Origin of the sequence: Pseudomonas sp. NPDC090592, from assembly GCF_044769185.1 — a bacterium.
Classification (GTDB): Bacteria; Pseudomonadota; Gammaproteobacteria; order Pseudomonadales; family Pseudomonadaceae; genus Aquipseudomonas.
Genome location: NZ_JBIVXJ010000014.1, coordinates 1 through 23,315 on the forward strand (window position 1 = coordinate 1; position 23,315 = coordinate 23,315).

The following is a 23,315-nucleotide window of genomic DNA, read 5'->3' on the forward strand; positions in this document are numbered from 1 at the left end:
TGATACATAGATGCAACCGGGTTCCTATGTTCAAAAGCAATTAGACAGTGTGGGCGAGTCCATACATAGGAGCGGCCTTGTGTCGCGATGGGCTGTGCAGCAGCCCCAGATCCCCGATTCAGCATAGACCTTGGGGCTGCTGCGCAGCCCATCGCGACACAAGGCCGCTCCTACAGGGGAAGTGGTTGTCGCTAGGAAATATGCGCCGGGTTCACCTTGGCTTCGCGCTGGTTGGCCCAGTACTGGATAAGCTCGCGCAACTGCGACAGCTCCACTGGCTTGGCCATGTGCCCGTCCATGCCCGCCAGCCGTGCGCGTTCCTTGTGCTCAGCCAGAATGTGCGCAGTCAATGCCACCACCGGGGTGCGCTGGCGCTGGTTGGCCGCTTCCCAGGCGCGCAACTGCTGGGTGGCTGAGAAGCCGTCCAGTATCGGCATCTCGCAATCCATCAACACCAGGTCATAGCGCTGCGCTTTCATCGCCTGTAGCGCCTCTTCGCCATTGCTGGCGGTGTCCGGCTCAAGGTTGAGCTTGCCGAGCATCCCGCGGATCACCTTGGTCGAAATGCTGTTGTCCTCGGCCACCAGCACCCGGAAGTCGCCTGGCAGGTCCAGCGCCTGCGGGATGCCAGGCAAGCTGGCAGGCACCGCCTGCTCGCGGCCGCGCTGGGCCAGTTCCTCGGCCAGGGTCGTCTTCAGCGTGTAGCCGGCGACCGGCTTGGCGAGTATCCGCTTGACCCCGGCGTTGCGCGCGATGACCTTGCTCGGGGCATTGCTGATACCGGTCAGCATCACCACCAGGATGTCGTGGTTCAGGCTTGGGTCTTCCTTGATCTTGGCAGCCAGCTGCATGCCGGTCATGCCCGGCATGTTCTGGTCCAGCAGCACGGCGTCGAAGTAGTCGCGCAGGTGCGCCTTGGTGCGCAACAGGGCCAGCGCCTCCTTGCCCGACGGCACCGCGCTCACATTCATGCCCCAGGCGCTGCACTGTTGCACCAGCACCTTGCGGCAGGTGTCGTTGTCGTCCACCACCAGCACGCGGGCATCGCGCAGCGGGCTGTCGAGGTCGGCGGGTGGCTGTTCCAGGCGCGACGGGTCCAGCGGCAGGGTCAGCCACAAGGTGTTGCCCATGCCGGTACTGCTTTTGATACCGAACTCGCCCTGCATCAGGCCAATCAGCTGTTTGGCGATGACCAGGCCCAGGTGCCCGCCCAGCTTGCTGCTGGACAGGAAGTGGTGGCTGTGCAGTTCGGCCTGTAGCAAGGCTTCGCGGTCGGCGGCGGGCAACGGTTCGCCGCTGTCCTGCACGGCAATGCGCAGGCGCGGTATTTCGCCGCGTTGGTCCAGCGCAACGACCAGCAGGATCTCGCCCTGGTCGGTATTTTTCAAGGCGTTTTCCAGCAGGCTCGACAGCGCCTGGCGCAGGCGCGTCGGGTCGCCGCTGATGACCTGCGGTACCTGCGGCTGGGTGAAGCTGATCAGCTCGATGTTCTGTTGCTCGGCCTTGGCGCGGAAGATGTTCAGGCAGTCCTCGACCAGCGCGTTGAGGTCGAATTGCACGTCATCCAGTTCGATCTGCCTGGACTCCAGTTTGGAAATGTCGAGAATTTCGTTGATCAACGTCAGCAGTTCGTTGCCGGCACTGTGGATGGTCTGCACGTAGTCACGCTGCTTGACCGACAGTGGTGTGCCCAGCAGCAGCTCGGTCATGCCCAGCACGCCGTTCATGGGGGTGCGGATTTCGTGGCTGATCTTGGCCAGGAACTCGGCCTTGGCGTTGATTTCGGCATCGCTGGCGGCCAGTGCGCGGCTGGCGCTGAAGCGCTCTTCGCTCATGCGCCGCAGGCGTTCGCTGACGGCCAGGTTGAGCAGCAAGCCGCTGGCCACGGTCAGGCCCAGCAAGATGCACAGCAGCCAAGGCGTGGACGTGCGGGTCAGGCCCAACAGCGCCGGCAGCAGCACCAACCCGCCCAGGTTGAACACCACCATGGCCAGGCTGAACAGGCGCCCGGGTGCATAGCCCCGGTACCAGTGGTAGCTGCTGACCAGCAGCATGCTGACGCTGCCCAGGGCCAGCAGGGCGTAGGTCATCAGGTTGAGGGGCAGGGTATCGACAAACAGCAGCACCAGGCCGCTGACCCCGACCACCAGCATTTCACCTTGCAGCAGGCGGTTGAGCCGCGGTGAGTTGCAGGGGGTGAAGAAGTGCTGGGTGAAATACAGCCCGGCCAGGCCCGCCAGAACCAGCGTCAGATAGGCGGCCGGGGTTTGCGCGTTGTGCCACAGGTGCCACCAGGGGCCAGTGAGGTTCAGCAAAATCAGGCCGCTGAGCAGCATCAGGCCGTGGTACAGCGCCAGGATCAGGGTGGTGGTGGAGCGGCTGTAGAGGAAGCGGATCAGGTTATGCAGGATCAGCATCACCAACCCGCCGAACAGCATGCCGAACAGCAGCGGCTGGCTCTGGTCCGAGGCGGCTACGGCTGCGGGCTCCAGGCTGATGGCCGGGCGCAACTGATGTTCGGAGACCAGGCGCAGGTAGATATCCAGCGGTTGCCGGCTGTTGGGCAGGGGCAGTACATGGTCGCTTCCCCGCAGGGTCGGGCTGGCATTGCCGGCCAGGCGCCCGTGGTGCAGCTGACGCAGAAGCTTGTCGCCTTCGAGGGCGTAGAGGTCAAGGCCAGAGAGGTCGGGTGCAAATACCCGTAGCAGTTGCTCCTGGTCGCCTGGTGCCAGGCGGTAGTGCAGCCACAAGGCCTGTTCTGGTGGGGCAGCATCCAGCTCGGCAAGTACCAGCGGGCTGAACTGGTTACGGTAGCGTTCGGAGCGTACATCGCTCAGTTGCAGGTTGGCCTGTTCATCGAGCAGAACGGTCCAGCCTCCGTCAGTTTCGGCAGCAGCCGGGAACAGGCAGAGCAAGGTCAGCAAGCTGACGATCAGAGCTGAGGCAATCCGAAGCCGACGCACTACGAGATCCCTTCTTAGCCGATGTGCCGGGTGTTAACTATGCGCGGCGCGCCAAGTCGAAGGCAAGGCCCATGCCGGGCCTTGTCGACGAGCCGGAACCGATGCGCCGGGCGTTTGACCGCCCCGGGCAGCACGGCGCTCCGGTACAACTTACTGCTGGTGCTCACCGCGCTCACGGGCGATGGCCCGGTAGCCGATGTCGGTACGGTAGAAGCTGCCGTTCCAGCTCACTTCCTTGGCCAGGCGGTAAGCCTGCTGCTGTGCATCGGCAACGGTGCTGCCCATGGCAGTGGCGCACAGCACGCGCCCGCCGTTGGTAACCACCTGGCCGTCCTTGAGCGAAGTACCGGCATGGAATACCTTGCCTTCGATCTTGGCAGCAGCGTCCAGGCCGTTGATGGCGTCGCCCTTGGCGTAGTCGCCCGGGTATCCGCCAGCCGCCAGTACTACGCCCAGGCTTGGGCGCGGGTCCCATTGGGCTTCGACCTTGTCCAGCGCCTTGGCGAAGGCGGCTTCGATCAGCAGCACCAGGCTCGATTCCAGGCGCAGCATGACCGGTTGGGTTTCCGGGTCGCCGAAGCGGCAGTTGAACTCGATGACCTTGGGGTTGCCCGCCTTGTCGATCATCAGGCCAGCGTAAAGGAAGCCGGTGTAGACGTTGCCTTCCTCGGCCATGCCGCGCACGGTCGGCCAGATAACCTGGTCCATCACGCGCTGGTGAACGTCGGCGGTGACCACCGGGGCAGGGGAGTAGGCACCCATGCCGCCCGTGTTCGGGCCGGTGTCCTGGTTGCCAACGCGCTTGTGGTCCTGGCTGGTGGCCATGGGCAGCACGTTGTGGCCGTCGACCATGACGATGAAGCTGGCTTCCTCGCCGTCGAGGAACTCTTCGATCACCACGCGCGAGCCTGCTTCGCCGAAGGCGTTGCCAGCCAGCATGTCACGTACCGCGGCTTCGGCTTCTTCGAGGGTCATGGCGACGATCACGCCTTTGCCCGCAGCCAGGCCGTCGGCCTTGATCACGATGGGTGCGCCTTTCTCTTGCAGGTAGGCAAGTGCAGGCTCGATCTCGGTGAAGTTCTGGTAGTCGGCGGTCGGGATCTTGTGGCGCGCCAGGAAGTCCTTGGTGAAGGCCTTGGAACCTTCCAGCTGGGCCGCGCCCTTGGTTGGGCCGAAGCAGTCCAGGCCGCGGCTGCGGAACAGGTCGACCACACCGATGACCAGTGGCGCTTCCGGGCCGACGATGGTCAGGTCGACGTTCTTCTCGGCGAAGTCGGCCAGTTGGTCCAGGGCGCAGACGTCAATGGCGACGTTCTCGCACTTGGCTTCAATGGCGGTGCCGGCGTTGCCCGGGGCAACGAAGACTTTCTCGACGCGTGGGTCCTGGGCAACTTTCCAGGCCAGGGCGTGCTCACGGCCGCCGCTGCCGATGATCAAAACTTTCATGTCAAAACCTCGATTCAGGTGATCCTCGGGCTTGCGCCGAACACTGTGGGAGCGGGCGTGCCCGCGAATGCGGCGGTGCATGCACCATCGTATTCGCGGGCGCGCCCGCTCCCACAGGATCTCCGCTTGCCAGGGATCCGCGTAATTAGTGGCGGAAGTGGCGCATACCGGTGAAGACCATCGCGATGCCGGCTTCGTCGGCAGCGGCAATGACTTCAGCATCACGCATCGAACCACCCGGCTGGATCACGGCGCTGATACCCACTTTAGCCGCATTGTCGATGCCATCACGGAACGGGAAGAACGCATCCGACGCCATGACCGCGCCCTGCACCTGCAGGCCAGCATGCTCGGCCTTGATTGCAGCAATACGGGCGGAGTTGACGCGGCTCATCTGGCCGGCGCCGACGCCGATGGTCTGGCGCTGCTTGGCGTAGACGATGGCGTTGGACTTGACGAACTTGGCCACTTTCCAGGCAAACACCAGGTCGTGGATTTCCTGTTCGGTCGGGGCACGCTTGGTGACGATTTTCAGGTCATCGGCGGTGATCATGCCGATATCGCGGCTTTGCACCAGCAGGCCACCGTTGACGCGCTTGAAGTCCCAACCGGCTGCGCGCTCGGCAGGCCACTCGCCGCATTCCAGCAGGCGAACGTTCTGCTTGGCAGCCACCACGTCGCGTGCAGCCTGGGAAATTTTCGGGGCGATGATCACTTCGACGAACTGGCGATCGACGATGGCCTTGGCGGTTTCGCCGTCCAGTTCGCGGTTGAAGGCAATGATGCCGCCGAATGCCGACTCGGTGTCGGTGGCGTAGGCCAGGTCGTAGGCCTTGCGGATGCCGCCTTCTTCTTCAGGCACTACCGCCACGCCGCATGGGTTGGCGTGCTTGACGATGACGCAGGCCGGCTTGACGAAGCTCTTCACGCATTCCAGCGCGGCGTCGGTGTCGGCCACGTTGTTGAACGACAGTTCCTTGCCCTGCAGCTGCACGGCGGTGGAAATGCTGGCTTCGCCTTTCTTGGCTTCTACGTAGAACGCCGCGCTCTGGTGCGGGTTCTCGCCGTAGCGCATTTCCTGGGCCTTGACGAACTGGCTGTTGAAGGTGCGCGGGAATTCGCTGCGCGCTTCGGTGCTCAGGGTGTCCTTGGCCTGGTCGATGGTGCCCATGTAATTGGCGATCATGCCGTCGTAGGCCGCGGTGTGCTCGAACGCCTTGAGCATCAGGTCGAAGCGCTGGGCGTAGGTCAGGCCACCGGCCTTCAGGCCTTCGACGATGCCGGCGTAGTCGCTGGCGTTGACCACGATGGCCACGTCTTTGTGGTTTTTGGCAGCCGAACGGACCATGGTCGGGCCGCCGATGTCGATGTTCTCGATGGCCGTCGGCAGGTCACAGCCAGGCTTGGAAATGGTGGCTTCGAACGGGTACAGGTTGACCGCGACCAGGTCGATCGGCTTGATACCGTGCTCGTTCATGATGGCGTCGTCGGTGCCGCGACGGCCGAGGATGCCACCGTGGATCTTCGGGTGCAGGGTCTTGACCCGGCCATCCATCATTTCGGCGAAGCCGGTGTAGTCGGCCACTTCCACCGCGTTCACGCCGTTGTCCTTGAGCAGCTTGTAGGTGCCGCCGGTGGACAGGATCTCGACACCGAGCTGCTGCAGCTCACGGGCGAATTCGAGGATACCGGTCTTGTCGGAGACGCTGATCAGGGCGCGGCGGACTGGCAGGCGGGTAGTCTGGTCGGTCATTTCGGGTTCCAATAACGCGGTGGAGTCAGCAAAAAAGGCGCCTCTGTTCAGGGGAGCCGCCTTTTCTGGTTGGGATTCTGGCTTACAGCAAGTCGTACTGCTTGAGCTTCTTGCGCAGGGTACCTCGGTTAAGTCCGAGCATCTCGCTGGCCTTGGTCTGGTTGCCCTTCACGTAGTTCATCACGCATTCGAGCAGGGGCGCCTCGACTTCGGAGAGCACCAGGTTGTACACGTCCGTGACGGTCGCGCCTTCCAGGTGGGCGAAGTAGTTGTGCAGCGCCTTCTCGACGCTGTCGCGAAGGGTCTGGCCCTCTTCGCTCGGCGTGTTGAGGTGCTGTTTCAGGTTGGCGTTGTCGCTCACGGGCGTTGTTCCACTCACAAATGTCTCGGTCATCATCGTCATGCGGCCACCCCTTGTCCGTCCTCTGTCTCAAGGCTCTGTCGACGTTCACTGAAAAACGCGCGAACGTTGGCGCACTGCGCTTGTGTTTCTTCCAAAGCGTTGAACCGGGAGCGAAACTCCTTGCCGCCGGGTCGTGTTGCCAGGTACCAGCCAACGTGCTTGCGGGCGATACGTACGCCCATCACATCGCCATAGAAGGCATGCAACGCGGCCAGGTGCTCCAGCAGGATGCGTTCCACTTCATCCAGTTGCGGCGCTGGCAGGTGTTCACCAGTGCGCAGGTAATGCTCGACCTCGCGAAAGATCCATGGCCGCCCTTGGGCAGCCCGGCCGATCAGCAGGCCATCGACCCCGGTGGCATCCAGCACCGCCCGGGCCTTTTCTGGCGAAGTGATATCGCCGTTGGCAAAAACCGGAATCGACACCGCCTGCTTGATGGCAGCGATGGTGTCGTATTCGGCTTCGCCTGTGTACAGGTCGGCGCGTGTGCGGCCATGCACCGCCAGCGCCTGGATACCAGCCTGTTCAGCGATTTTCGCCACGTTCAGGCCGTTCTTGTTCGCCCGGTCCCAACCGGTGCGGATCTTCAGGGTCACCGGTACGTCCACGGCGCCGACTACGGCGTGGAGGATTTCGCTGACCAAGGCTTCATCTCTCAATAAAGCAGAGCCTGCAGCTTTGTTGCAGACTTTTTTTGCCGGGCAGCCCATGTTGATGTCGATGATCTGGGCGCCCGCTTCGACGTTGGCCTTTGCCGCCGCTGCCATCATCTGCGCATCACCACCGGCGATCTGTACCGAGCGTGGCTCGGGATCACCTTCATGGATGCGGCGCAGGCTGGACTTGCGGCTGTTCCACAGGCTCATGTCGCTGCTGACCATTTCCGACACCACCATGCCCGCGCCCAGGCGCTGGCAAAGTGTACGGAAAGGCTGGTCCGTGACCCCGGCCATGGGCGCGAGGATCAGGTTGTTACGTAGTGTGTATTGGCCGATGCGTACCGCCGACATAGGTGATCCCTGTTGTGGGGCCGAATCTTGGAGTTCGAAAAAGGGTTGGCATGATACCCGCTCTCGGTGACCGGATAAAGATGGATTTGGATAAAATCTGAACAGTTGTCGGCTTATGACATTTGGTATGAGCAAGGATCCGGGCATGGCGCGGACCCTGTGGGAGCGGGCGTGCCCGCGAAGCAGGCGCCGCAGTGGATGGCACGGGCTTTGCCCGTGTTCGCGGGCTTGCCCGCTCCCACAGGGTGTTGCGTTTACTCTGGCGAACGGAAGCTCAGGCTGTAGTTCACGGCCTTTGGCCCCGGGTCGAGGATGTCCAGGGCGATATGGATCGGCGTCTGGCTGGGCATGTCACCATGCCCGGCCAACTCGCCGGACAGGTACTCGCTGGGCTTGAAGCGCCGGCTGGCGATCAGTTGGCCATTGAGGTCGGCAAAGCGTAGCTCCAGCAGCGGGAACGGTTGGGCGAAGGGTGCACGGTTGTAGATGATCGCATCGACGATCAGGGCGCCCTTGAAGTCCGGGTGGCTGCGCACCACCAGGTTGCTGCTCTTGATCCGTGCGATATCAACGCGGGTTGGCACCTCGCAGCCGACCATCGGGCAGATTTGCTGGAAGATTGGCCGGTACTGGTCCTGGCGGGCCATCTCGTCAAAATGGAACCACACATACTGGAACAGCAGCAGGCCAGCGGCCAGCAGGGTCAGAAAACCCCATAGCAGGCGCTTGCCCCAGTTGGGTGCGGGTTTTTCCCAGCCCAGTTGCAGCGGGTCGTCGACCACGTCGACCAGCGGCTCCTTGCGCGCCGGTCGCTCGGGCTTGCTGGCCAGGCCCGGTTCCAGGCGCTCACCGGGCAAGGGCTCGACAGCGTCGTCGTCGCGTGCCGACAGGTGCAAGGCCAAGGGCTCATCGTCGCGGGCGCTCAGGCCTTGTTCCGGGATTTCGTCATCGCTGGCGCGCAATGGCTCGTTGAAAGCAGGCTGCTCATCGATTTCGAGCACACGGTGTGCGGGCGGCTCGTCATCGATGTCCAGGTCAAGGCTGCTGCCCAGGGTCGGCTCGGTGCGCTCGCCGGGCTCTGGCTCGAGGTCCAGCTCCAGGGGCTGTGGCTCCAGCAGTACCGGGGCGGGCTCTGCTGGGGTTTGCGGCTCGAAGGGCTCGTCGGTGGCGTTGCCGAACAAGTCGTCCGCATGCTCGTCCGGGTGCAGCTCGTCACGCCGCGCCTGCAGCCCGTCATCCTGGTTGGCGGGGCGTGCCGGTACCGGCTGGCCGCGCTGCTCCAGGCGCGCCAGTTCCTGGTCGAGGTCCAGTGCGTCCAGCGCCTGGGCCGTCAGGGCCCAGTCTTCGTCAGGCGAGATGCTGCGCTCGCGGCTGGCAGGTTCGGGCACGATCGACGGCTCGGTTACCGGCTCGGCAGGTGCCGCTGGCACGGGCGCCGGTACCGGCACCTCAGGTGCGCTGGCACGGCTTTGTTCCAGCAGTTGCCTGGCGGCATTGAACACCTGCAGGCAATGGCCGCAGCGCACCACGCCGCGGGCCACGCTCAACTGGTGGTGGGTGACGCGAAAGCTGGTCTGGCAATGCGGGCACTGGGTGACGAAACTGTCGGTCATGCGGCGATCCGGGAGCTGTGCAGAGAAATATTCTAGGCCCGCTTAGCGGCGGCGACCACTGATGCGCACCCAGCCATCGCGGACGACGATCGGGTCCAGCTCGAAGTCGGCGGCGTAGGCGGCTGCCACTTCCTCGCCCTGCTCGGCAAGGATGCCCGACAGTGCCAGCAGGCCACCTGGGCGGACCAGGCCGGACAACTGCGGCGCCAGCGAGACCAGTGGGCCGGCCAGGATATTGGCGACCAGCACATCGGCCTGCATCGCCGGCATGTGCTCGGGCAGGTACAGCGCCAGCTTTTCATCGGCGATGCCGTTGCGCTGGGCATTGTCACGCGAAGCCTCGATGGCCTGCACGTCGATGTCGGTACCGACCGCTTCACGTGCGCCCAGCAGCAGCGCAGCGATGGCCAGGATGCCCGAGCCGCAGCCGAAGTCCAGCACCTGGGTGCCTTCCATTTGCTGGCCGTCGAGCCACTCCAGGCACAACGCGGTGGTGGGGTGGGTGCCAGTGCCGAAGGCAAGGCCCGGGTCGAGCAGCAGGTTGACGGCGTCCTTTTCCGGGGCGTCATGCCAGCTTGGCACGATCCACAGACGCTGGCCGAAACGCATCGGCTGGAAGTTGTCCATCCAGCTGCGTTCCCAGTCCTGGTCCTCGATCACTTCGGCCTGGTGCTCGGGCAGTTCGGCGCCGGTCAGCAGGCGCAGGTGGGAGAACACCTGCTCAGGTTCGGCATCGGCCTCGAACAGCGCCAGCAGATGGGTGTGCGACCACAGCGGGGTGGTGTTGAGGTCTGGTTCGAAGATCGGTTGATCTTCGGCGTCCATGAACGTGACCGAGACGGCACCTACTTCGAGCAGGGCATCTTCGTAGGTTTCGGCTTGTTTCGGGCTGATGGCCAGGCGTACTTGCAGCCAGGGCATGGCGGGCACCTTTGGTAAATCGACAGAGGGCAGCCCTAGGCTGCGCGAAGGCTGGCAGTTTACGCGAGTACGTGGGGTTTGTAGAGAAGGGTAGGTATGAACCCTGTGGGAGCGGGCGCGCCCGCGAACACGGGCGAAGCCCGTGCCATTCACCGCGGCGCTTGCTTCGCGGGCATGCCCGCTCCCACAGGGGTTGTGGTGTATCAGACAAAACAGAGCGAGAGCGACTCAGCTATATAAGCCGGCTTCTCTTCGCCTTCAATTTCCAGGGTGGCAATTGCCTTGAGCAGCCACTGCCCCGGCTTTTTCTCCGTCACCTCGGCCAGTTCCACCTTCAACCGCACCTGGCTGTCGACCTTGACCGGCTGGATGAACCGCACGCTGTCCAGGCCATAGTTCACCACCATCTTCAGCCCTTGCGGCAGGACCAGGATGTCCTCGATCAATTTGGGGATCAGTGACAATGTCAGGAAACCGTGGGCAATCGTGCCGCCAAACGGGGTTTTTGCCGCTTTTTCAGGGTCGACATGAATAAACTGGAAATCGCCGGTCGCCTCGGCAAACAGGTTGATGCGCTGCTGGTCGATCTTCAGCCAGGCAGAGCGGCCCAGTTCCTTACCAACGTATTGCGAAAGCTCTGTAACCGGTACATAGGGCATCGCTGACTCTCCAGGTTGTCAGTTGGTACGAAAGTACTAGATCAGCACGGCGAACCGTTTCAGTCAAGTTGTGCGCTTTTCGGCGAATATCGATCTATTGCCGTGCGTGCTTATAATGGCGGCCATGCCCGAGGGAGATGCTTATGCTGTTGCGTGGTTTGACCTGGCTGGTGCTGTTCCAGCTGCTGGGTACGGCGATCAATCACTTGTTGGTGCCGTTTCTGCCGGGGCCGATCATCGGCCTGGTGCTGCTGTTGTGCTTCCTCATGGCGCGCGGTGAAGTCGGCAAGCCACTCAATGAAGCCGCCAGCAGCCTGTTGCGCTACCTGCCGCTATTGCTGGTGCCGCCAGCGGTAGGGGTAATGGTGTATGCCAAGGACATCGCCGCCGACTTCTGGGCAATCGTCGGTGCCTTGCTGATTTCCTGCTTGCTGACGCTGGTGTTTGTCGGTGTGCTGATGCAGAAGCTCATCCATCGCCAGGGCAAGCGCGAGGAGCAACCATGATGCTCGACTGGCAAGGCGCGCTCGACGCGGTCGTGCACCATCCGTTGTTCGGCATCGGCATTACGCTGGGCGCTTACCAAGTGGTGCTGGCTGCCTACGAGAAGACCCGCTGGATCTTCCTGCAGCCGGTATTGGTGTCGATGTTGCTGGTAATTGGCGTGTTACTGCTGTGTGGCATCGAATACAGCGAATACCGCAAGAGCACCGAGATCATGAACATTCTGCTGGGGCCGGCCACCGTAGCCTTGGCCGTACCGCTCTACCTCAACCTGCGGCGTATCCGCCAGCTTTTCTGGCCCACATTTACTACGATGGTAGTCGGAGGCCTGTTCGCCACGCTCTGCTGCGTGCTGCTGGGCTGGTGGTTTGGTGCCGAACACATGATCCTGATGACCATGGCACCCAAGTCGGTGACCTCGCCGATCGCAATGCTGGTGGCAGAGCAGATTGGTGGTGTGGCGGCCCTGGCGGCAGTGTTCGTGCTGATCACCGGGGTGATTGGTGCGATCTTCGGCCCGGCGCTGCTGAGCCGTTTTGGCGTGCACAGCCCTGAGGCCCGTGGCATGTCGTTGGGGGTGACAGCGCATGCGGTGGGTACTTCGGTCGCCTTGCAGGAAGGTGATGAATGCGGCGCTTTTGCCGCGCTGGCGATGAGCTTGATGGGGGTAGCCACGGCAGTGTTCCTGCCGTTGGCGGTCAGCCTGGTGGCTTGAGGAGTTGTGATGACACTACCGCTGTTTCCGCTCAATACCGTGCTGTTCCCGGGCTGCTTTCTCGATTTGCAGATTTTCGAGGCGCGTTATCTGGACATGATCGGGCGCTGCATGAAGCAGGGCGAAGGCTTTGGGGTGGTCTGCATCTTGGAGGGCGAACAGGTTGGCAAGGCGCCACCGATGGTCGCCTCGATCGGCTGTGAAGCGGTGATCCGCGACTTTGTGCAGCAGGATAATGGCTTGCTGGGCATTCGCGTCGAAGGTGTGCGGCGCTTCAACCTGGACAGCACCGAGGTGCAGAAGGACCAGTTGCTGGTGGGGCAGGTGCAATGGTTGCCGGAGCAGGCGGACAGCCCGCTGCTTGAGGCAGATGATGACTTGTTGGCGTTGCTGGTGGCCCTGGGCGAACACCCCATGGTCGAGGCACTGGACATGCCACGCCCGGTGGGCGGGCGCCAGGCGCTGGCCAACCAGCTGGCTTACCTGTTGCCGTTCATGGAAGAGGACAAGCTGGACCTGTTGACCCTTGACTCGCCGCAGCAGCGGCTGGGCGAGATCCAGAAGCTGCTGGAGCGGATTCAGGGCGAGTTGTTTGCCTGATGGTTCTTTGTCACTTGTCATGGCCTCTTCGCGGGCAAGCCCGCTCCCACAGGTAACCCACAGGATTCAAAATCTGTGCAGTACCTGTGGGAGCGGGCTTGCCCGCGAAGAGGCCATGACAGACGACATCAATACTGATAGCGCAACAAAGCCTGCGGCAACGCATGCATGGCGAAGAATGCCAGTAGCGCGATGCACGCCGGCAATACCAGCCACCAGACACGCTGCGGCAACGCCGGTAGTGTCTGGCGATGCTGCACCAGCGTCAGGCTAAGCGCACACACGCAGCATGCCAGCAGGGCCCCGGCAAGGATGTCGGTCGGCCAGTGTGCCCCCAGGTACACCCGCGACAGCGCAATCGCCAGCGCCGGAATACAGCCCAGCATGATCCATGTCAGGCGCATGCGCGGCGGCTGGCCACGCCCCGCCAGCACCGCCAATACCAGAAAGAACGCGAACGACGCCGAACTGTGCCCGCTGGGCATGCTGTAGCTGGTCAGCGGGTCAGTCAGTACTTCAGGCCTGGCGCGGGCAAACAGCCATTTCAGGGTGCCATTGGCCAGTGCCGTACCTATCAGTGCGCCACCGGCGAACAGGGCATGGCGCCACTGCCGGGCGAGCAGCAGCAAGCCCGTCAGCAGGCCACCGAGGAAGAACTGGGTCTTGAAGTCGCCCAGGCGAGTGACCAGCACCACGGTGCCATCAATGGCTTGGCTGCGGTGTTCCTGCACCAGCGTCATCACGCCCTGGTCGAACTCGTGCAGGTAGGGCCAACCCAGGAAAATCCCGGCCAATGCGAGAAAACTCAGGCCCGCGACCAACCGGGTGCCGTGGCGCTGATCGCGAATGCTGCTGTTCAGGCTCAGCCCGATGATGGCTGCCAATGTGCCGGCGATGATGCCGGCGTCCAGCCAGAAGCCTTCCGGTAGTGGCAGGCGCATGGCCGCCCCGGTGGCCCAGCCGGGCAGCAGGTAGGCTACCGACCAGCCGGCGCCCGCCACCAGGCTTACGGCGATGAAGCGCGGCAGGGGCATGTCGAACATGCCGGCGACCATGGGCAGCATCGGCCGTAGCGGGCCGATGAAGCGGCCTACCAGCAGGCTGGCAATGCCGTAGCGCTGGAAGTAGGTCTCGGCGCTGCTGATCCATTCTGGGTGGTGGCGTATTAGCGGCAGGCGCCGGATGTTCTGGTGGAAGTACTTGCCCACCGTGTACGACAACGCATCGCCCAGCAGGCCGCCAAGAAAGCCCAGCAGCAAGGTTTCGCCCAGGGTGAAGGCGCCGCTGCCGGCCAGCACCGCGACCGCGAACAGCAGCACGGTGCCCGGCACGATGATGCCGGCGATAGCCAGGCATTCGATGCAGGCTATCAGGAAAATCGCCAGGCCAAGCCACTGCGGGTTGGCGCTGAGCCAGCCGGTCAGGCCGTCGAGCCATTGGCCCATGTTCAGCTTCCTTGTTCGAGAATGAAGAAATCACGGCCTTCGACTTGGCCGCGACGTAACGGGTTCCGTGTGCAGAACCGGGCGTACTCGGCGTCGACGAAGCGGTAGGGCAGGTGCTCGTCGCGCCCGTGCGGGATGCCCAGCCGCGCGGCCTGGATCACGCGTGGCACGCTGTTGCCGCAATCTTCCACGTACAGTCGCTCGGTGTCGAAACGCTGGGCGTCCCAGTGCGGCACTTTCAGGCCCAGGGCGCGGCACAGCAGGGTCTGGCCGGCGCACAGGCGCTCATCCGGGCGCAGTTTGCCGCTGGCGTCGGGGTTGTTCAGTTGCATCTGCGCCAGGCTGTTGGGGCCAGAAAGGGCATCCTGCCAAGGATAGGCGGACTTGATCAGCACTGCGTTGCCCGGCCCGTGGGCGCTGAAGTTCAGCGAGTCGCCGCCGCGCGCGTAGTACATGTAGATGTGCCCGCCGTCGAGGAACAGCGCCTTGCGTTTTTCGGTGTAGCCGAGCGAGGCATGGCTGCCTTTGTCGGTGAGGTAGTAGGCCTCGGTCTCGATGATGCGCGCGGCCAGCCACAGGTCGCCGTGGCGATGGCGGATGACCTTGCCCAGCAGTGCCTTGGCCAGGGTCTGGGCGTCGCGGTCGAAAAAGCTGTCGGGCAGGGCAGGCATGCGGGCGGTTCGCGGCTGGGGAGGCGGGGATGATAGCAATGAATGGCTTAATCGAGGCTGAAGCTGGGTTGCGATTGAATGGTATCTGTATGTTTCATTGGTGGGGCGGCGGGGTGTTCGGCCTTGGGATAATCGGCGCCTTTGAGATCGAGCGCCGCCCGCGCGGCGCTTCGCGGGGCAAGCCCGCTCCCACATTTGTTGCAACGTGGCCCTGTCTGTGGGAGAGGCGTTGCCAGCCTTGGTGTAAGGCTTGAGACATGTGGGGCGGCATTAGCGCCAACTCAAAAGTGCGACCAGCCCCACCAAGCTGGCAACCATGGCCTGACAGGTTTGGCACGTTGCAACAAATGTGGGAGCGGGCTTGCCCCGCGAAGCGCCGCGCGGGCGGCGCTCGATCTCACAGGCGAAAGGCTAAAGCCGAACAACCATTTTCTACCATCCGCCTCCCGCCGCTGGGCGTATACCTGCGCGGCAGTTATAATCAGCCGATTTCCCCTTCGCCAAGACACCGAACCCATGACTGAGTCCGTTCTTGACTACATGACCCGCTTGGGTCGCGCTGCCCGTGAGGCTTCCCGGGTGATCGGCCGTGCCAGCACCGCGCAGAAGAACCGCGCCCTGCAAGCCGCTGCCGATGCGTTGGACGCTGCCCGTGCCGAGCTGACGGCTGCCAACGAGCTGGACCTGGCCGCCGGCCGCGCCAACGGGCTGGAGCCTGCGCTGCTCGACCGCCTGGCGCTGACCCCTGCACGCATCGACGGCATGATCACCGGCCTGCGTCAGGTGGCCGGCCTGCCGGACCCGGTCGGTGCCATCCGCGACATGAGCTACCGCCCATCGGGCATTCAGGTAGGCAAGATGCGCGCGCCGCTGGGGGTGATCGGGATCATCTACGAGTCGCGCCCGAACGTGACCATCGATGCCGCCAGCCTGTGCCTGAAGTCGGGCAACGCGACCATCCTGCGTGGCGGCTCCGAGGCCATCCACTCCAACCGCGCCATCGCCACCTGCATCCAGCGTGGCCTGGCCGCTGCCGGCCTGCCGGCAGCCGTGGTGCAAGTGGTCGAAACCACCGATCGCGAAGCCGTGGGCGCGCTGATCAGCATGCCGCAATTTGTCGACGTCATTGTGCCCCGCGGCGGCCGTGGGCTGATCGAGCGCATCAGCCGCGATGCCCGTGTGCCGGTGATCAAGCATCTGGACGGCATCTGCCATATCTATGTCAGCCAGCATGCCGACCTGGACAAGGCCTGGAACGTGGCCTTCAACGCCAAGACCTACCGCTACGGCATCTGTGGCGCCATGGAAACACTGCTGGTCGACCAGCAGGTGGCCGAGCGCTTCCTGCCGGAAATGGCCCGTCGCTTCCAGGAAAAGGGCGTGGAGCTGCGTGGCTGCGAGCGCACCCGGGCAGTCATCGACGCCAAGCCGGCCACTGAAGACGACTGGCACACCGAATACCTGGACGCGATCCTGTCGATCCGCGTCGTCGAAGGCCTGGACCAGGCCATCGAGCACATCAACCACTACGGTTCGCATCACACCGACTCGATCATCAGCGAGCACCAGGGTGAAGCCCGCCAGTTCATGGCCGAGGTCGATTCGGCGTCGGTCATGCTCAACACCCCGACCTGCTTCGCCGACGGCTTCGAGTATGGGCTGGGTGCGGAAATCGGCATTTCCACCGACAAGCTGCATGCCCGCGGCCCGGTCGGCCTGGAAGGCCTGACCTGCGAAAAGTACGTAGTGATCGGCGACGGCCAGCTGCGCGGCCAGGGGTCCTGCTGAGTTGAGCAAGGCCCAGGCAGTCCGGCGTATCGGCATTCTTGGCGGCACTTTCGACCCCGTGCACATCGGCCACCTGCGCAGCGCGCTGGAAGTGGCCGAGTTCATGGGGCTGGACGAGCTGCGTCTGTTGCCCAACGCTCGACCGCCGCATCGCGACACCCCGCAGGTAGCCGCCGAGCATCGCTTGGCCATGGTTCGCGAAGCAGTGCAGGGTGTTGCCTGCCTGAGCGTCGATGCCCGCGAACTGGCGCGTGACAAGCCGTCGTACACCATCGACACGCTGGAATCGATCCGCGCCGAGCTGGCCGGCAACGACCAGCTGTTCCTGGTGCTGGGCTGGGATGCCTTCTGTGGCCTGCCTACCTGGCACCGCTGGGAAGAACTGCTGCAACACTGTCACATCCTGGTGCTGCAACGCCCGGATGCCGACGTAGAACCCCCTGACGAGCTGCGCAACCTGCTGGCTGCGCGCTCGGAGAGCGATCCCGCCGCCATGTCCGGCCCGGCGGGAAATATTTCGTTCGTCTGGCAGACGCCGCTTGCGGTGTCGGCTACACAGATCCGACAGCTGCTGGCCAGCGGCAAATCGGTGAGGTTCCTGGTGCCGGACGCCGTACTGGCCTACATCGAGGCGCACGAACTGTATCGTGCGCCTAACTGACGGTGCCTTTGGCGCCTCATCCAACGAGTTGAACGAGTTTTATATGACCAAGCAGAAAATTTACGGCGAAGAACTGGTCGCCCTGACCAAGGCAGCGCTGGAAGACGTCAAGGCCCAGGATATCCAGGTCATCGACGTGCGCGAGAAGCACAGCCTGACCGACTACATGATCATTGCCACCGGTACCTCCAACCGCCAGATCAACGCGATGCTGGAAAAGGTCCGCGAGGCGGTGAAGAACAAGGGCGCCCAGCCACTGGGTGAAGAAGGCAAGGGCGACAGCGATTGGGTGCTGCTGGACCTGAACGACGTCATCGTCCACATGATGACCGCCGCTGCCCGCCAGTTCTACGACCTGGAGCGCCTGTGGCAGGGTGCCGAGCAGAGCCGTGCCGCCGATGGCAAGCACCACAGCCCGGACCACGCCCACGAGTACTCCGACAAGCTCAAAGACCGCGAATAAGGACAGCGCCGTGCGTTTGCGCCTGATCGCGGTCGGCTCGCGCATGCCGAAGTGGGTGGAGGAAGGCTGGCATGAATATGCCAAGCGCCTGCCCGCCGAGCTGTCGCTGGAGCTGGTGGAAATCCCGCTGAACACCCGTGGCAAGAATGCCGATGTCGCCCGCCTGATCCGTCAGGAGGGCGAGGCCATGCTAAGCAAGGTTCAGCCTGGGGAACGCATTGTCACCCTCGAGGTCCATGGCAAGCCCTGGAGTACCGAGCAACTGGCGACCGAGCTGGACCGCTGGCGCCTGGATGCGCGCACGGTGAATTTGATGGTGGGCGGCCCGGAAGGCCTGGCGCCTGAGGTTTGCGCGCGCGCCGAGCAACGCTGGTCGCTGTCGCCGCTGACCTTGCCGCACCCGTTGGTAAGGATACTCATCGGCGAGCAGATCTACCGCGCCTGGACCGTGTTGTCCGGGCACCCTTACCACAAATGAGCCTGTAAGCAGTCCGATGTCGCAGCCGATCCGTCTCAAGGACCACGAGAAAGACGCCCGCCTGGTGCGCAACCGCGTCGTGGTCGGCGCAGTGGCGATCATGCTGCTTATTTGCGTGCTGATTGCGCGGCTGTACTACCTGCAGATCATCCAGTACGACTATCACTCGACGTTGTCGGAAAACAACCGGGTGCACGTGCAGCCGATTCCGCCAACGCGCGGGCTGATCTTCGACCGCAACGGCGTGATCGTGGCCGACAACCGGCCCAGCTTCAGCCTGTCGATGACCCGTGAACGTGCGGGTAACTGGCAGGAAGTGCTGGACACTATCGTCGAAGTGCTGGAGCTGACGCCCGAGGACCGCGCCCTGTTCGAGAAGCGCATGCGCCAGGGGCGCCGGCCGTTCGAACCGGTGCCGATCCTGTTCGAGCTTAACGAAGAGCAGATCGCCCGGGTGGCGGTAAACCAGTTCCGCCTGCCAGGTGTAGAGGTGGTGGCCCAGCTGGTGCGGCATTACCCGCAGGGGGCGCATTTTGCCCATTCGGTGGGCTATGTGGGGCGCATCAACGAGAAAGAGCTGAAAACGCTCGACCCGGTGAACTACAGTGGCACCCACCACATAGGCAAGACCGGTATCGAGCGCTTCTACGAAGACGCCCTGCATGGCCAGGTTGGCTACGAGGAAGTCGAGACCAACGCCCGAGGGCGTGTGCTGCGGGTGCTCAAGCGCACCGACCCGAAACCGGGCAAGGACATTGTGCTGAGCCTGGACATCAAGCTGCAGGAAGCCGCCGAGGCCGCCCTGGGTGGCCGGCGTGGTGCGGTGGTGGCACTCGACCCGCGTACCGGCGAGGTACTGGCGATGGTCAGCCAGCCAAGCTTCGACCCCAACCTGTTCGTCACCGGCATCAGCTTCAAGGCTTATGCCGAACTGCGTGATTCGATCGACCGGCCACTGTTCAACCGCGTGCTGCGTGGCCTGTACCCACCTGGCTCGACCATCAAGCCCGCGGTAGCCATCGCCGGCCTGGACAGTGGCGTGGTCAATGCAGGCAGCCGGGTATTCGATCCGGGCTATTACCAACTGCCCAACTACGACCACAAGTACCGTAACTGGAACCGCACCGGCGATGGCTGGGTTGACCTGGATACCGCGATCATGCGGTCCAACGACACCTATTTCTACGACCTTGCGCACAAGATGGGTATCGATCGGCTGTCCAGCTACATGAACAAGTTCGGCATCGGCCAGCGGGTTTCCCTCGACATGTTCGAGGAATCTGCCGGGTTGATGCCGTCGCGTGAGTGGAAGCGTGCCACTCGCCGCCAAGCCTGGTTCCCCGGTGAAACCCTGATTCTCGGCATCGGCCAGGGCTACATGCAGGCCACACCGCTGCAGCTGGCCCAGGCCACTGCGCTGATCGCCAACAAAGGCGTGTGGAACCGCCCGCACCTGGCCAAGACCATCGAAGGCCAGGCACCGGTGGACGACAACCCGATGGAAAACATCGTGCTGCGTGACAAGTCCGACTGGGCCAAGGTCACCCATGGCATGGAGCAGGTGATGCACGGCGCCCGCGGTACCGCACGCAAGGCCGCTGCCGGTGCCCAGTACCGCATTGCCGGCAAGAGCGGCACCGCCCAGGTGGTGGCGATCAAGCAGGGCGAGAAGTACGACCGCAACAAACTTCAGGAGCGCCACCGCGACCACGCGCTGTTCGTCGCCTTTGCCCCGGCCGACGACCCTAAGATCGTGGTCTCGGTGATGGTCGAGAACGGTGAGTCCGGCTCCGGTGTCGCCGCGCCCGTGGTCCGCCAGATCATGGACGCCTGGCTGCTCGACGAAAATGGCCGGCTCAAATCCGAGTTCGCGCCTGCCACCGTTACCCAGGAATCGGCCCTGTGATGAACAATTTCGATCGCATGCTCTCCAGCGAGGATGTGATGCGTCGGCGCGCCAGCTTTTTGCAGCGCATCCATATCGACGGCCCCCTGCTGGTCATTCTGCTGACCCTCGCGGCCGGCAGCCTGTTCGTGCTGTATTCGGCCAGTGGCAAGAACTGGGACTTGCTGCTCAAGCAGGCCACTTCGTTCGGCATCGGTCTGGTGTCGATGTTCGTCATCGCCCAGCTGGAACCTCGCTTCATGGCCCGTTGGGTGCCGCTGGCCTACCTTACGGGGGTGCTGTTGCTGGTGGTGGTGGACGTGATGGGCCACAACGCCATGGGCGCTACGCGCTGGATCAACATCCCCGGGGTGATCCGCTTCCAGCCCTCGGAATTCATGAAGATCATCATGCCGGCGACCATCGCCTGGTACCTGTCCAAGCGCACCCTGCCGCCGCACCTGAAACACGTGGCAATAAGCCTGGTGTTGATCGGCGTGCCGTTCATTCTTATCGTTCGTCAGCCCGACCTGGGCACCGCGCTGCTGATCCTGGCCTCCGGTGCTTTCGTGCTGTTCATGGGTGGCCTGCGCTGGCGCTGGATCCTCAGCGTGCTGGCCGCGGCAGTGCCGGTGGCGGTGGCGATGTGGTTCTTCGTGATGCACGACTACCAGAAGCAGCGAGTGCTGACCTTCCTCGACCCGGAAAGCGACCCGCTGGGCACGGGCTGGAACATCATCCAGTCCAAGGCGGCCATCGGCTCGGGCGGGGTATTCGGCAAGGGCTGGCTGCTCGGCACCCAGTCGCACCTGGACTTTCTGCCAGAGAGCCACACCGACTTCATCATCGCCGTGCTGGGTGAAGAGTTCGGCCTGGTCGGTATCTGCCTGCTGCTGATCGTCTACCTGCTGCTGATCGGCCGTGGCCTGATGATCACCGCCCAGGCGCAGACCCTGTTCGGCAAGCTGCTCGCGGGCAGCCTGACCATGACCTTCTTTGTATACGTGTTCGTCAATATCGGGATGGTCAGCGGCCTTCTGCCCGTGGTGGGCGTGCCGCTGCCTTTTATCAGCTATGGCGGAACATCGTTGGTGACGCTGCTGTCAGCGTTTGGCGTTCTGATGTCGATCCACACGCACCGCAAATGGATCGCGCAAGTTTGAATAAGGTGAAGAATTTCATGCAAGCAGTGCGTAACTGGGCTGCCCGTTGTGCGCCGTGGATCGGTGCGGTGGGCCTGTTCGGCGCTGTACAGCTGGCCCATGCCGGCGATTACCAGGGCTCGCCGCAGGTGGCCCGGTTTGTCGGCGAAATGAGCCGCGACTACGGTTTTGCCCCTGAGCAACTGATGGGCGTGTTTGCTGAAGTACAGCGCAAACAGGCAATCCTCGACGCCATTTCGCGCCCCGCCGAACGGGTCAAGCCGTGGAAGGACTACCGGCCGATGTTCCTCACCGATGCGCGTATCGCCCGTGGTGTGGACTTCTGGCGCCAGCACGAAGCGGTACTGGCGCGTGCAGAGCAGGAATACGGCGTGCCGGCGCAGTACATTGTCGCCATCATCGGCGTGGAAACCTTCTTTGGCCGCAACACTGGCAACTATCGGGTGATCGACGCGCTGTCGACCCTGGGCTTCGATTACCCGCCGCGGGCCGAATTCTTCCGCAAGGAGCTGAGAGAGTTCCTGCTGCTGGCCCGTGACGAACAGCTCGACCCGCTGACGCTCAAGGGCTCCTACGCCGGCGCCATGGGCCTGCCGCAGTTCATGCCGAGCAGCTTTCGCAACTTTGCGGTGGACTTCGACGGCGACGGCCACATCAATATCTGGAACAACCCGGACGATGCCATTGGCAGTGTCGCCAGCTACTTCAAGCGCCATGGCTGGGTGGCCGGTGGCGGCGTGGTCAGCCGCGCCTGGGTGGAGGGCGCACGTGCCGACGAAGGCCTGACCACCGGTATCGAGCCGGTGAAAACCGTCGGGGAGTTGCGCGCGCTCGGTTGGTCGGTTCATGATTCGCTGCGCGATGATCTGCCGGTTACCGCCTTCCGCCTTGAGGGCGACAGTGGCCCTGAGTACTGGATGGGCCTTAAGAACTTCTACGCGATCACTCGCTACAACCGCAGCGTGATGTATGCCATGGCGGTGCATCAGCTTGCGGAACAGCTGGTTCAAGTACGGGGCGTCAAGTAATGCGCGCAATCATCTCTGCCAATTCGTTCAAGTTGCTCACCTGCCTCGCCGTTGGCGTGGTGCTGGCCAGCTGTTCTTCCAGTCGCCCGACCCAGCAAAGCAGTGGCAACGTGGTGCGCAGCCAGCCGGGCCTGGACATCAACCGGGCGCACAAGGATGGCGCGCCGTGGTGGGACGTGGATGTGAACAAGATCCCCGACGCCACGCCGACCGTGCACACTGGCAACTACAAGGCCAACCCGTACACGGTGCTGGGCAAGACCTACTACCCGATGCAGGACTCGCGCAATTACCGCGCCGAGGGTACCGCGTCGTGGTATGGAACCAAGTTCCATGGGCAGAACACCGCCAACGGCGAGCTGTATGACCTGTACGGCATGAGTGCGGCGCACAAGACCCTGCCGCTGCCCGCCTATGTGCGGGTGACCAACCTGGCCAACGGCCGTAGCGTGATCCTGCGGGTGAACGACCGTGGCCCGTTCTATTCCGACCGTATCATCGACCTGTCCTACGCGGCGGCGAAAAAGCTTGGCTATGCCGAGATCGGTACTGCGCATGTGCGTGTCGAGGGCATCGACCCGCAGCAGTGGTGGGCCCAGCGTGGCCAGACACCACCGATGGTGCTGAAAGAGCCGCAGGTGGCCCAGACCCAGGCAATTGCGGCGAATACCGGGCGTGTCGAGCAGTGGACCCCACCGGCACAGCAGCATGCGGCACCGGTCGTGCCTGTGCAGGTAGGCGGCAACAACGTGCCCGCGGGCAGCGGCGGCAGCTTCCTGCAGGTAGGCGCCTTCGCCAACCCCGACGCCGCTGAACTGCTGCGCTCCAAGCTCAGCACCATGGTCAGTGCGCCGGTGTTCATCAGCTCGATCGTGCGCAACCAGCAGACCTTGCACCGCGTGCGCCTGGGGCCAATTGGCAGCCAGGGCGAGATCCAGCAAGCACAAGACAGTATCCGCCTGGCGAACTTGGGGCAGGCCAAGCTGGTCACAGCTGACTGACCGCGTCGCCTTCTTCGCGGGGGCGGCCCCCCCCCCCCCGGGGGGGGGGGGCCGGGGGGGGGGGGGGGGGGGGGGGGGGGGGGGGGGGGCCGGCGCCCCCCCCCCCCCCCCCACACCCCCCCCCCCCCCCCCCGGGGTGAGGTCG

21 protein-coding genes are annotated in these 23,315 nt (G+C 63.6%); 11 read left to right on the forward strand and 10 right to left on the reverse strand.

All coding sequences use genetic code 11. From position 1 onward, the window contains the following. Nucleotides 1-191: 191 nt before the first annotated feature. The 8 genes from ACIQUI_RS14370 to ACIQUI_RS14405 form a co-directional block, all read right to left on the reverse strand. A complete protein-coding gene (locus tag ACIQUI_RS14370) occupies nucleotides 192-2,963 on the reverse strand; it encodes a response regulator (RefSeq protein WP_403199568.1) in 2,772 nt (923 codons plus the stop codon). 150 nt (nucleotides 2,964-3,113) lie between these two features. Beyond that, nucleotides 3,114-4,409, reverse strand: coding sequence for a phosphoribosylamine--glycine ligase (gene purD / locus ACIQUI_RS14375; protein ID WP_403199571.1), 1,296 nt, complete (start codon nucleotides 4,407-4,409; stop codon nucleotides 3,114-3,116). Nucleotides 4,410-4,554: 145 nt separating this feature from the next. Beyond that, nucleotides 4,555-6,162, reverse strand: a complete 1,608-nt coding sequence (purH, locus tag ACIQUI_RS14380) for a bifunctional phosphoribosylaminoimidazolecarboxamide formyltransferase/IMP cyclohydrolase (RefSeq protein ID WP_403199573.1) — start codon at nucleotides 6,160-6,162, stop codon at nucleotides 4,555-4,557. 82 nt (nucleotides 6,163-6,244) lie between these two features. Continuing rightward, nucleotides 6,245-6,565 (reverse strand): DNA-binding transcriptional regulator Fis, encoded by a 321-nt coding sequence (gene fis / locus ACIQUI_RS14385; protein ID WP_019099786.1) that lies wholly within the window; start codon nucleotides 6,563-6,565, stop codon nucleotides 6,245-6,247. Further along, a complete protein-coding gene (gene dusB, locus ACIQUI_RS14390; protein WP_403199576.1) occupies nucleotides 6,562-7,575 on the reverse strand; it encodes a tRNA dihydrouridine synthase DusB in 1,014 nt (337 codons plus the stop codon). The genes fis and dusB overlap by 4 nt, the downstream gene beginning before the upstream one ends. 254 nt (nucleotides 7,576-7,829) lie before the next feature. Continuing rightward, the gene (locus ACIQUI_RS14395; protein ID WP_403199579.1) at nucleotides 7,830-9,188 is read right to left on the reverse strand and encodes a DUF3426 domain-containing protein; all 1,359 of its coding nucleotides are present in this window, start codon (nucleotides 9,186-9,188) and stop codon (nucleotides 7,830-7,832) included. A gap of 42 nt (nucleotides 9,189-9,230) precedes the next feature. Next, nucleotides 9,231-10,109 (reverse strand): 50S ribosomal protein L11 methyltransferase, encoded by an 879-nt coding sequence (gene prmA, locus ACIQUI_RS14400; protein ID WP_403199581.1) that lies wholly within the window; start codon nucleotides 10,107-10,109, stop codon nucleotides 9,231-9,233. Nucleotides 10,110-10,312: 203 nt separating this feature from the next. Next, nucleotides 10,313-10,768 carry a MaoC family dehydratase gene (locus tag ACIQUI_RS14405; RefSeq protein ID WP_019099790.1) on the reverse strand — a complete coding sequence of 152 codons (456 nt, stop codon included), beginning with the start codon at nucleotides 10,766-10,768 and terminating at the stop codon, nucleotides 10,313-10,315. Nucleotides 10,769-10,911: 143 nt separating this feature from the next. Between ACIQUI_RS14405 and ACIQUI_RS14410 the strand changes: the two genes are divergently transcribed. From ACIQUI_RS14410 to ACIQUI_RS14420, 3 genes are read left to right on the forward strand one after another with little or no spacing between them, the layout of a single operon-like run. Beyond that, nucleotides 10,912-11,274, forward strand: coding sequence for a CidA/LrgA family protein (locus ACIQUI_RS14410; protein WP_391129301.1), 363 nt, complete (start codon nucleotides 10,912-10,914; stop codon nucleotides 11,272-11,274). Continuing rightward, nucleotides 11,271-11,987: an LrgB family protein gene (locus ACIQUI_RS14415; RefSeq protein WP_403199585.1), complete on the forward strand. Its 717-nt coding sequence runs from the start codon at nucleotides 11,271-11,273 to the stop codon at nucleotides 11,985-11,987. Before ACIQUI_RS14410 ends, ACIQUI_RS14415 begins: the two co-directional genes overlap by 4 nt. A gap of 9 nt (nucleotides 11,988-11,996) precedes the next feature. Then, nucleotides 11,997-12,587 (forward strand): LON peptidase substrate-binding domain-containing protein, encoded by a 591-nt coding sequence (locus ACIQUI_RS14420; protein ID WP_403199588.1) that lies wholly within the window; start codon nucleotides 11,997-11,999, stop codon nucleotides 12,585-12,587. Nucleotides 12,588-12,715: 128 nt separating this feature from the next. Here ACIQUI_RS14420 and ACIQUI_RS14425 read toward each other — a convergent pair whose 3' ends face one another. After that, nucleotides 12,716-14,032: a bifunctional DedA family/phosphatase PAP2 family protein gene (locus ACIQUI_RS14425; RefSeq protein ID WP_403199590.1), complete on the reverse strand. Its 1,317-nt coding sequence runs from the start codon at nucleotides 14,030-14,032 to the stop codon at nucleotides 12,716-12,718. Nucleotides 14,033-14,034: 2 nt separating this feature from the next. Then, complete coding sequence (locus ACIQUI_RS14430) at nucleotides 14,035-14,703, reverse strand: DNA-3-methyladenine glycosylase (RefSeq protein WP_403199592.1); 669 nt, start codon at nucleotides 14,701-14,703, stop codon at nucleotides 14,035-14,037. Nucleotides 14,704-15,219: 516 nt separating this feature from the next. Here ACIQUI_RS14430 and ACIQUI_RS14435 point away from each other — a divergent pair. The 8 genes from ACIQUI_RS14435 to ACIQUI_RS14470 are packed head-to-tail and all read left to right on the forward strand — an operon-like array spanning nucleotide 15,220 to nucleotide 23,170. Beyond that, nucleotides 15,220-16,491 (forward strand): glutamate-5-semialdehyde dehydrogenase, encoded by a 1,272-nt coding sequence (locus ACIQUI_RS14435; RefSeq protein ID WP_403199594.1) that lies wholly within the window; start codon nucleotides 15,220-15,222, stop codon nucleotides 16,489-16,491. 1 nt (nucleotide 16,492) lies between these two features. Continuing rightward, on the forward strand, nucleotides 16,493-17,152 hold the full coding sequence (nadD, locus tag ACIQUI_RS14440) for a nicotinate-nucleotide adenylyltransferase (protein ID WP_391129285.1): 660 nt from the start codon (nucleotides 16,493-16,495) through the stop codon (nucleotides 17,150-17,152). 43 nt (nucleotides 17,153-17,195) lie between these two features. After that, on the forward strand, nucleotides 17,196-17,615 hold the full coding sequence (gene rsfS, locus ACIQUI_RS14445) for a ribosome silencing factor (RefSeq protein ID WP_403199597.1): 420 nt from the start codon (nucleotides 17,196-17,198) through the stop codon (nucleotides 17,613-17,615). 10 nt (nucleotides 17,616-17,625) lie between these two features. Continuing rightward, on the forward strand, nucleotides 17,626-18,093 hold the full coding sequence (rlmH, locus tag ACIQUI_RS14450; RefSeq protein ID WP_003249722.1) for a 23S rRNA (pseudouridine(1915)-N(3))-methyltransferase RlmH: 468 nt from the start codon (nucleotides 17,626-17,628) through the stop codon (nucleotides 18,091-18,093). Between the two features lie 16 nt (nucleotides 18,094-18,109). After that, nucleotides 18,110-19,999 (forward strand): penicillin-binding protein 2, encoded by a 1,890-nt coding sequence (gene mrdA, locus ACIQUI_RS14455; protein WP_403199599.1) that lies wholly within the window; start codon nucleotides 18,110-18,112, stop codon nucleotides 19,997-19,999. Nucleotides 20,000-20,037: 38 nt separating this feature from the next. Continuing rightward, nucleotides 20,038-21,141, forward strand: a complete 1,104-nt coding sequence (gene rodA, locus ACIQUI_RS14460; protein WP_284353465.1) for a rod shape-determining protein RodA — start codon at nucleotides 20,038-20,040, stop codon at nucleotides 21,139-21,141. 17 nt (nucleotides 21,142-21,158) lie between these two features. Next, nucleotides 21,159-22,169: a lytic murein transglycosylase B gene (mltB, locus tag ACIQUI_RS14465; protein ID WP_391129277.1), complete on the forward strand. Its 1,011-nt coding sequence runs from the start codon at nucleotides 21,159-21,161 to the stop codon at nucleotides 22,167-22,169. Then, nucleotides 22,169-23,170 carry a septal ring lytic transglycosylase RlpA family protein gene (locus ACIQUI_RS14470; RefSeq protein ID WP_403199603.1) on the forward strand — a complete coding sequence of 334 codons (1,002 nt, stop codon included), beginning with the start codon at nucleotides 22,169-22,171 and terminating at the stop codon, nucleotides 23,168-23,170. Before mltB ends, ACIQUI_RS14470 begins: the two co-directional genes overlap by 1 nt. Nucleotides 23,171-23,315: the final 145 nt, after the last annotated feature.

Excerpts from the sequence above, each read along its gene's own strand:
- purD (WP_403199571.1), bottom strand. The coding sequence starts at position 4,409 with ATGAAAGTTTTGATCATCGGCAGCGGCGGCCGTGAGCACGCCCTGGCC.
- purH (WP_403199573.1), bottom strand. The coding sequence starts at position 6,162 with ATGACCGACCAGACTACCCGCCTGCCAGTCCGCCGCGCCCTGATCAGC.
- fis (WP_019099786.1), bottom strand. The coding sequence starts at position 6,565 with ATGACGATGATGACCGAGACATTTGTGAGTGGAACAACGCCCGTGAGC.
- dusB (WP_403199576.1), bottom strand. The coding sequence starts at position 7,575 with ATGTCGGCGGTACGCATCGGCCAATACACACTACGTAACAACCTGATC.
- ACIQUI_RS14395 (WP_403199579.1), bottom strand. The coding sequence starts at position 9,188 with ATGACCGACAGTTTCGTCACCCAGTGCCCGCATTGCCAGACCAGCTTT.
- prmA (WP_403199581.1), bottom strand. The coding sequence starts at position 10,109 with ATGCCCTGGCTGCAAGTACGCCTGGCCATCAGCCCGAAACAAGCCGAA.
- ACIQUI_RS14405 (WP_019099790.1), bottom strand. The coding sequence starts at position 10,768 with ATGCCCTATGTACCGGTTACAGAGCTTTCGCAATACGTTGGTAAGGAA.
- ACIQUI_RS14410 (WP_391129301.1), top strand. The coding sequence starts at position 10,912 with ATGCTGTTGCGTGGTTTGACCTGGCTGGTGCTGTTCCAGCTGCTGGGT.
- ACIQUI_RS14415 (WP_403199585.1), top strand. The coding sequence starts at position 11,271 with ATGATGCTCGACTGGCAAGGCGCGCTCGACGCGGTCGTGCACCATCCG.
- ACIQUI_RS14420 (WP_403199588.1), top strand. The coding sequence starts at position 11,997 with ATGACACTACCGCTGTTTCCGCTCAATACCGTGCTGTTCCCGGGCTGC.
- ACIQUI_RS14425 (WP_403199590.1), bottom strand. The coding sequence starts at position 14,032 with ATGGGCCAATGGCTCGACGGCCTGACCGGCTGGCTCAGCGCCAACCCG.
- ACIQUI_RS14430 (WP_403199592.1), bottom strand. The coding sequence starts at position 14,703 with ATGCCTGCCCTGCCCGACAGCTTTTTCGACCGCGACGCCCAGACCCTG.
- ACIQUI_RS14435 (WP_403199594.1), top strand. The coding sequence starts at position 15,220 with ATGACTGAGTCCGTTCTTGACTACATGACCCGCTTGGGTCGCGCTGCC.
- rsfS (WP_403199597.1), top strand. The coding sequence starts at position 17,196 with ATGACCAAGCAGAAAATTTACGGCGAAGAACTGGTCGCCCTGACCAAG.
- mrdA (WP_403199599.1), top strand. The coding sequence starts at position 18,110 with ATGTCGCAGCCGATCCGTCTCAAGGACCACGAGAAAGACGCCCGCCTG.
- rodA (WP_284353465.1), top strand. The coding sequence starts at position 20,038 with ATGCGTCGGCGCGCCAGCTTTTTGCAGCGCATCCATATCGACGGCCCC.
- mltB (WP_391129277.1), top strand. The coding sequence starts at position 21,159 with ATGCAAGCAGTGCGTAACTGGGCTGCCCGTTGTGCGCCGTGGATCGGT.
- ACIQUI_RS14470 (WP_403199603.1), top strand. The coding sequence starts at position 22,169 with ATGCGCGCAATCATCTCTGCCAATTCGTTCAAGTTGCTCACCTGCCTC.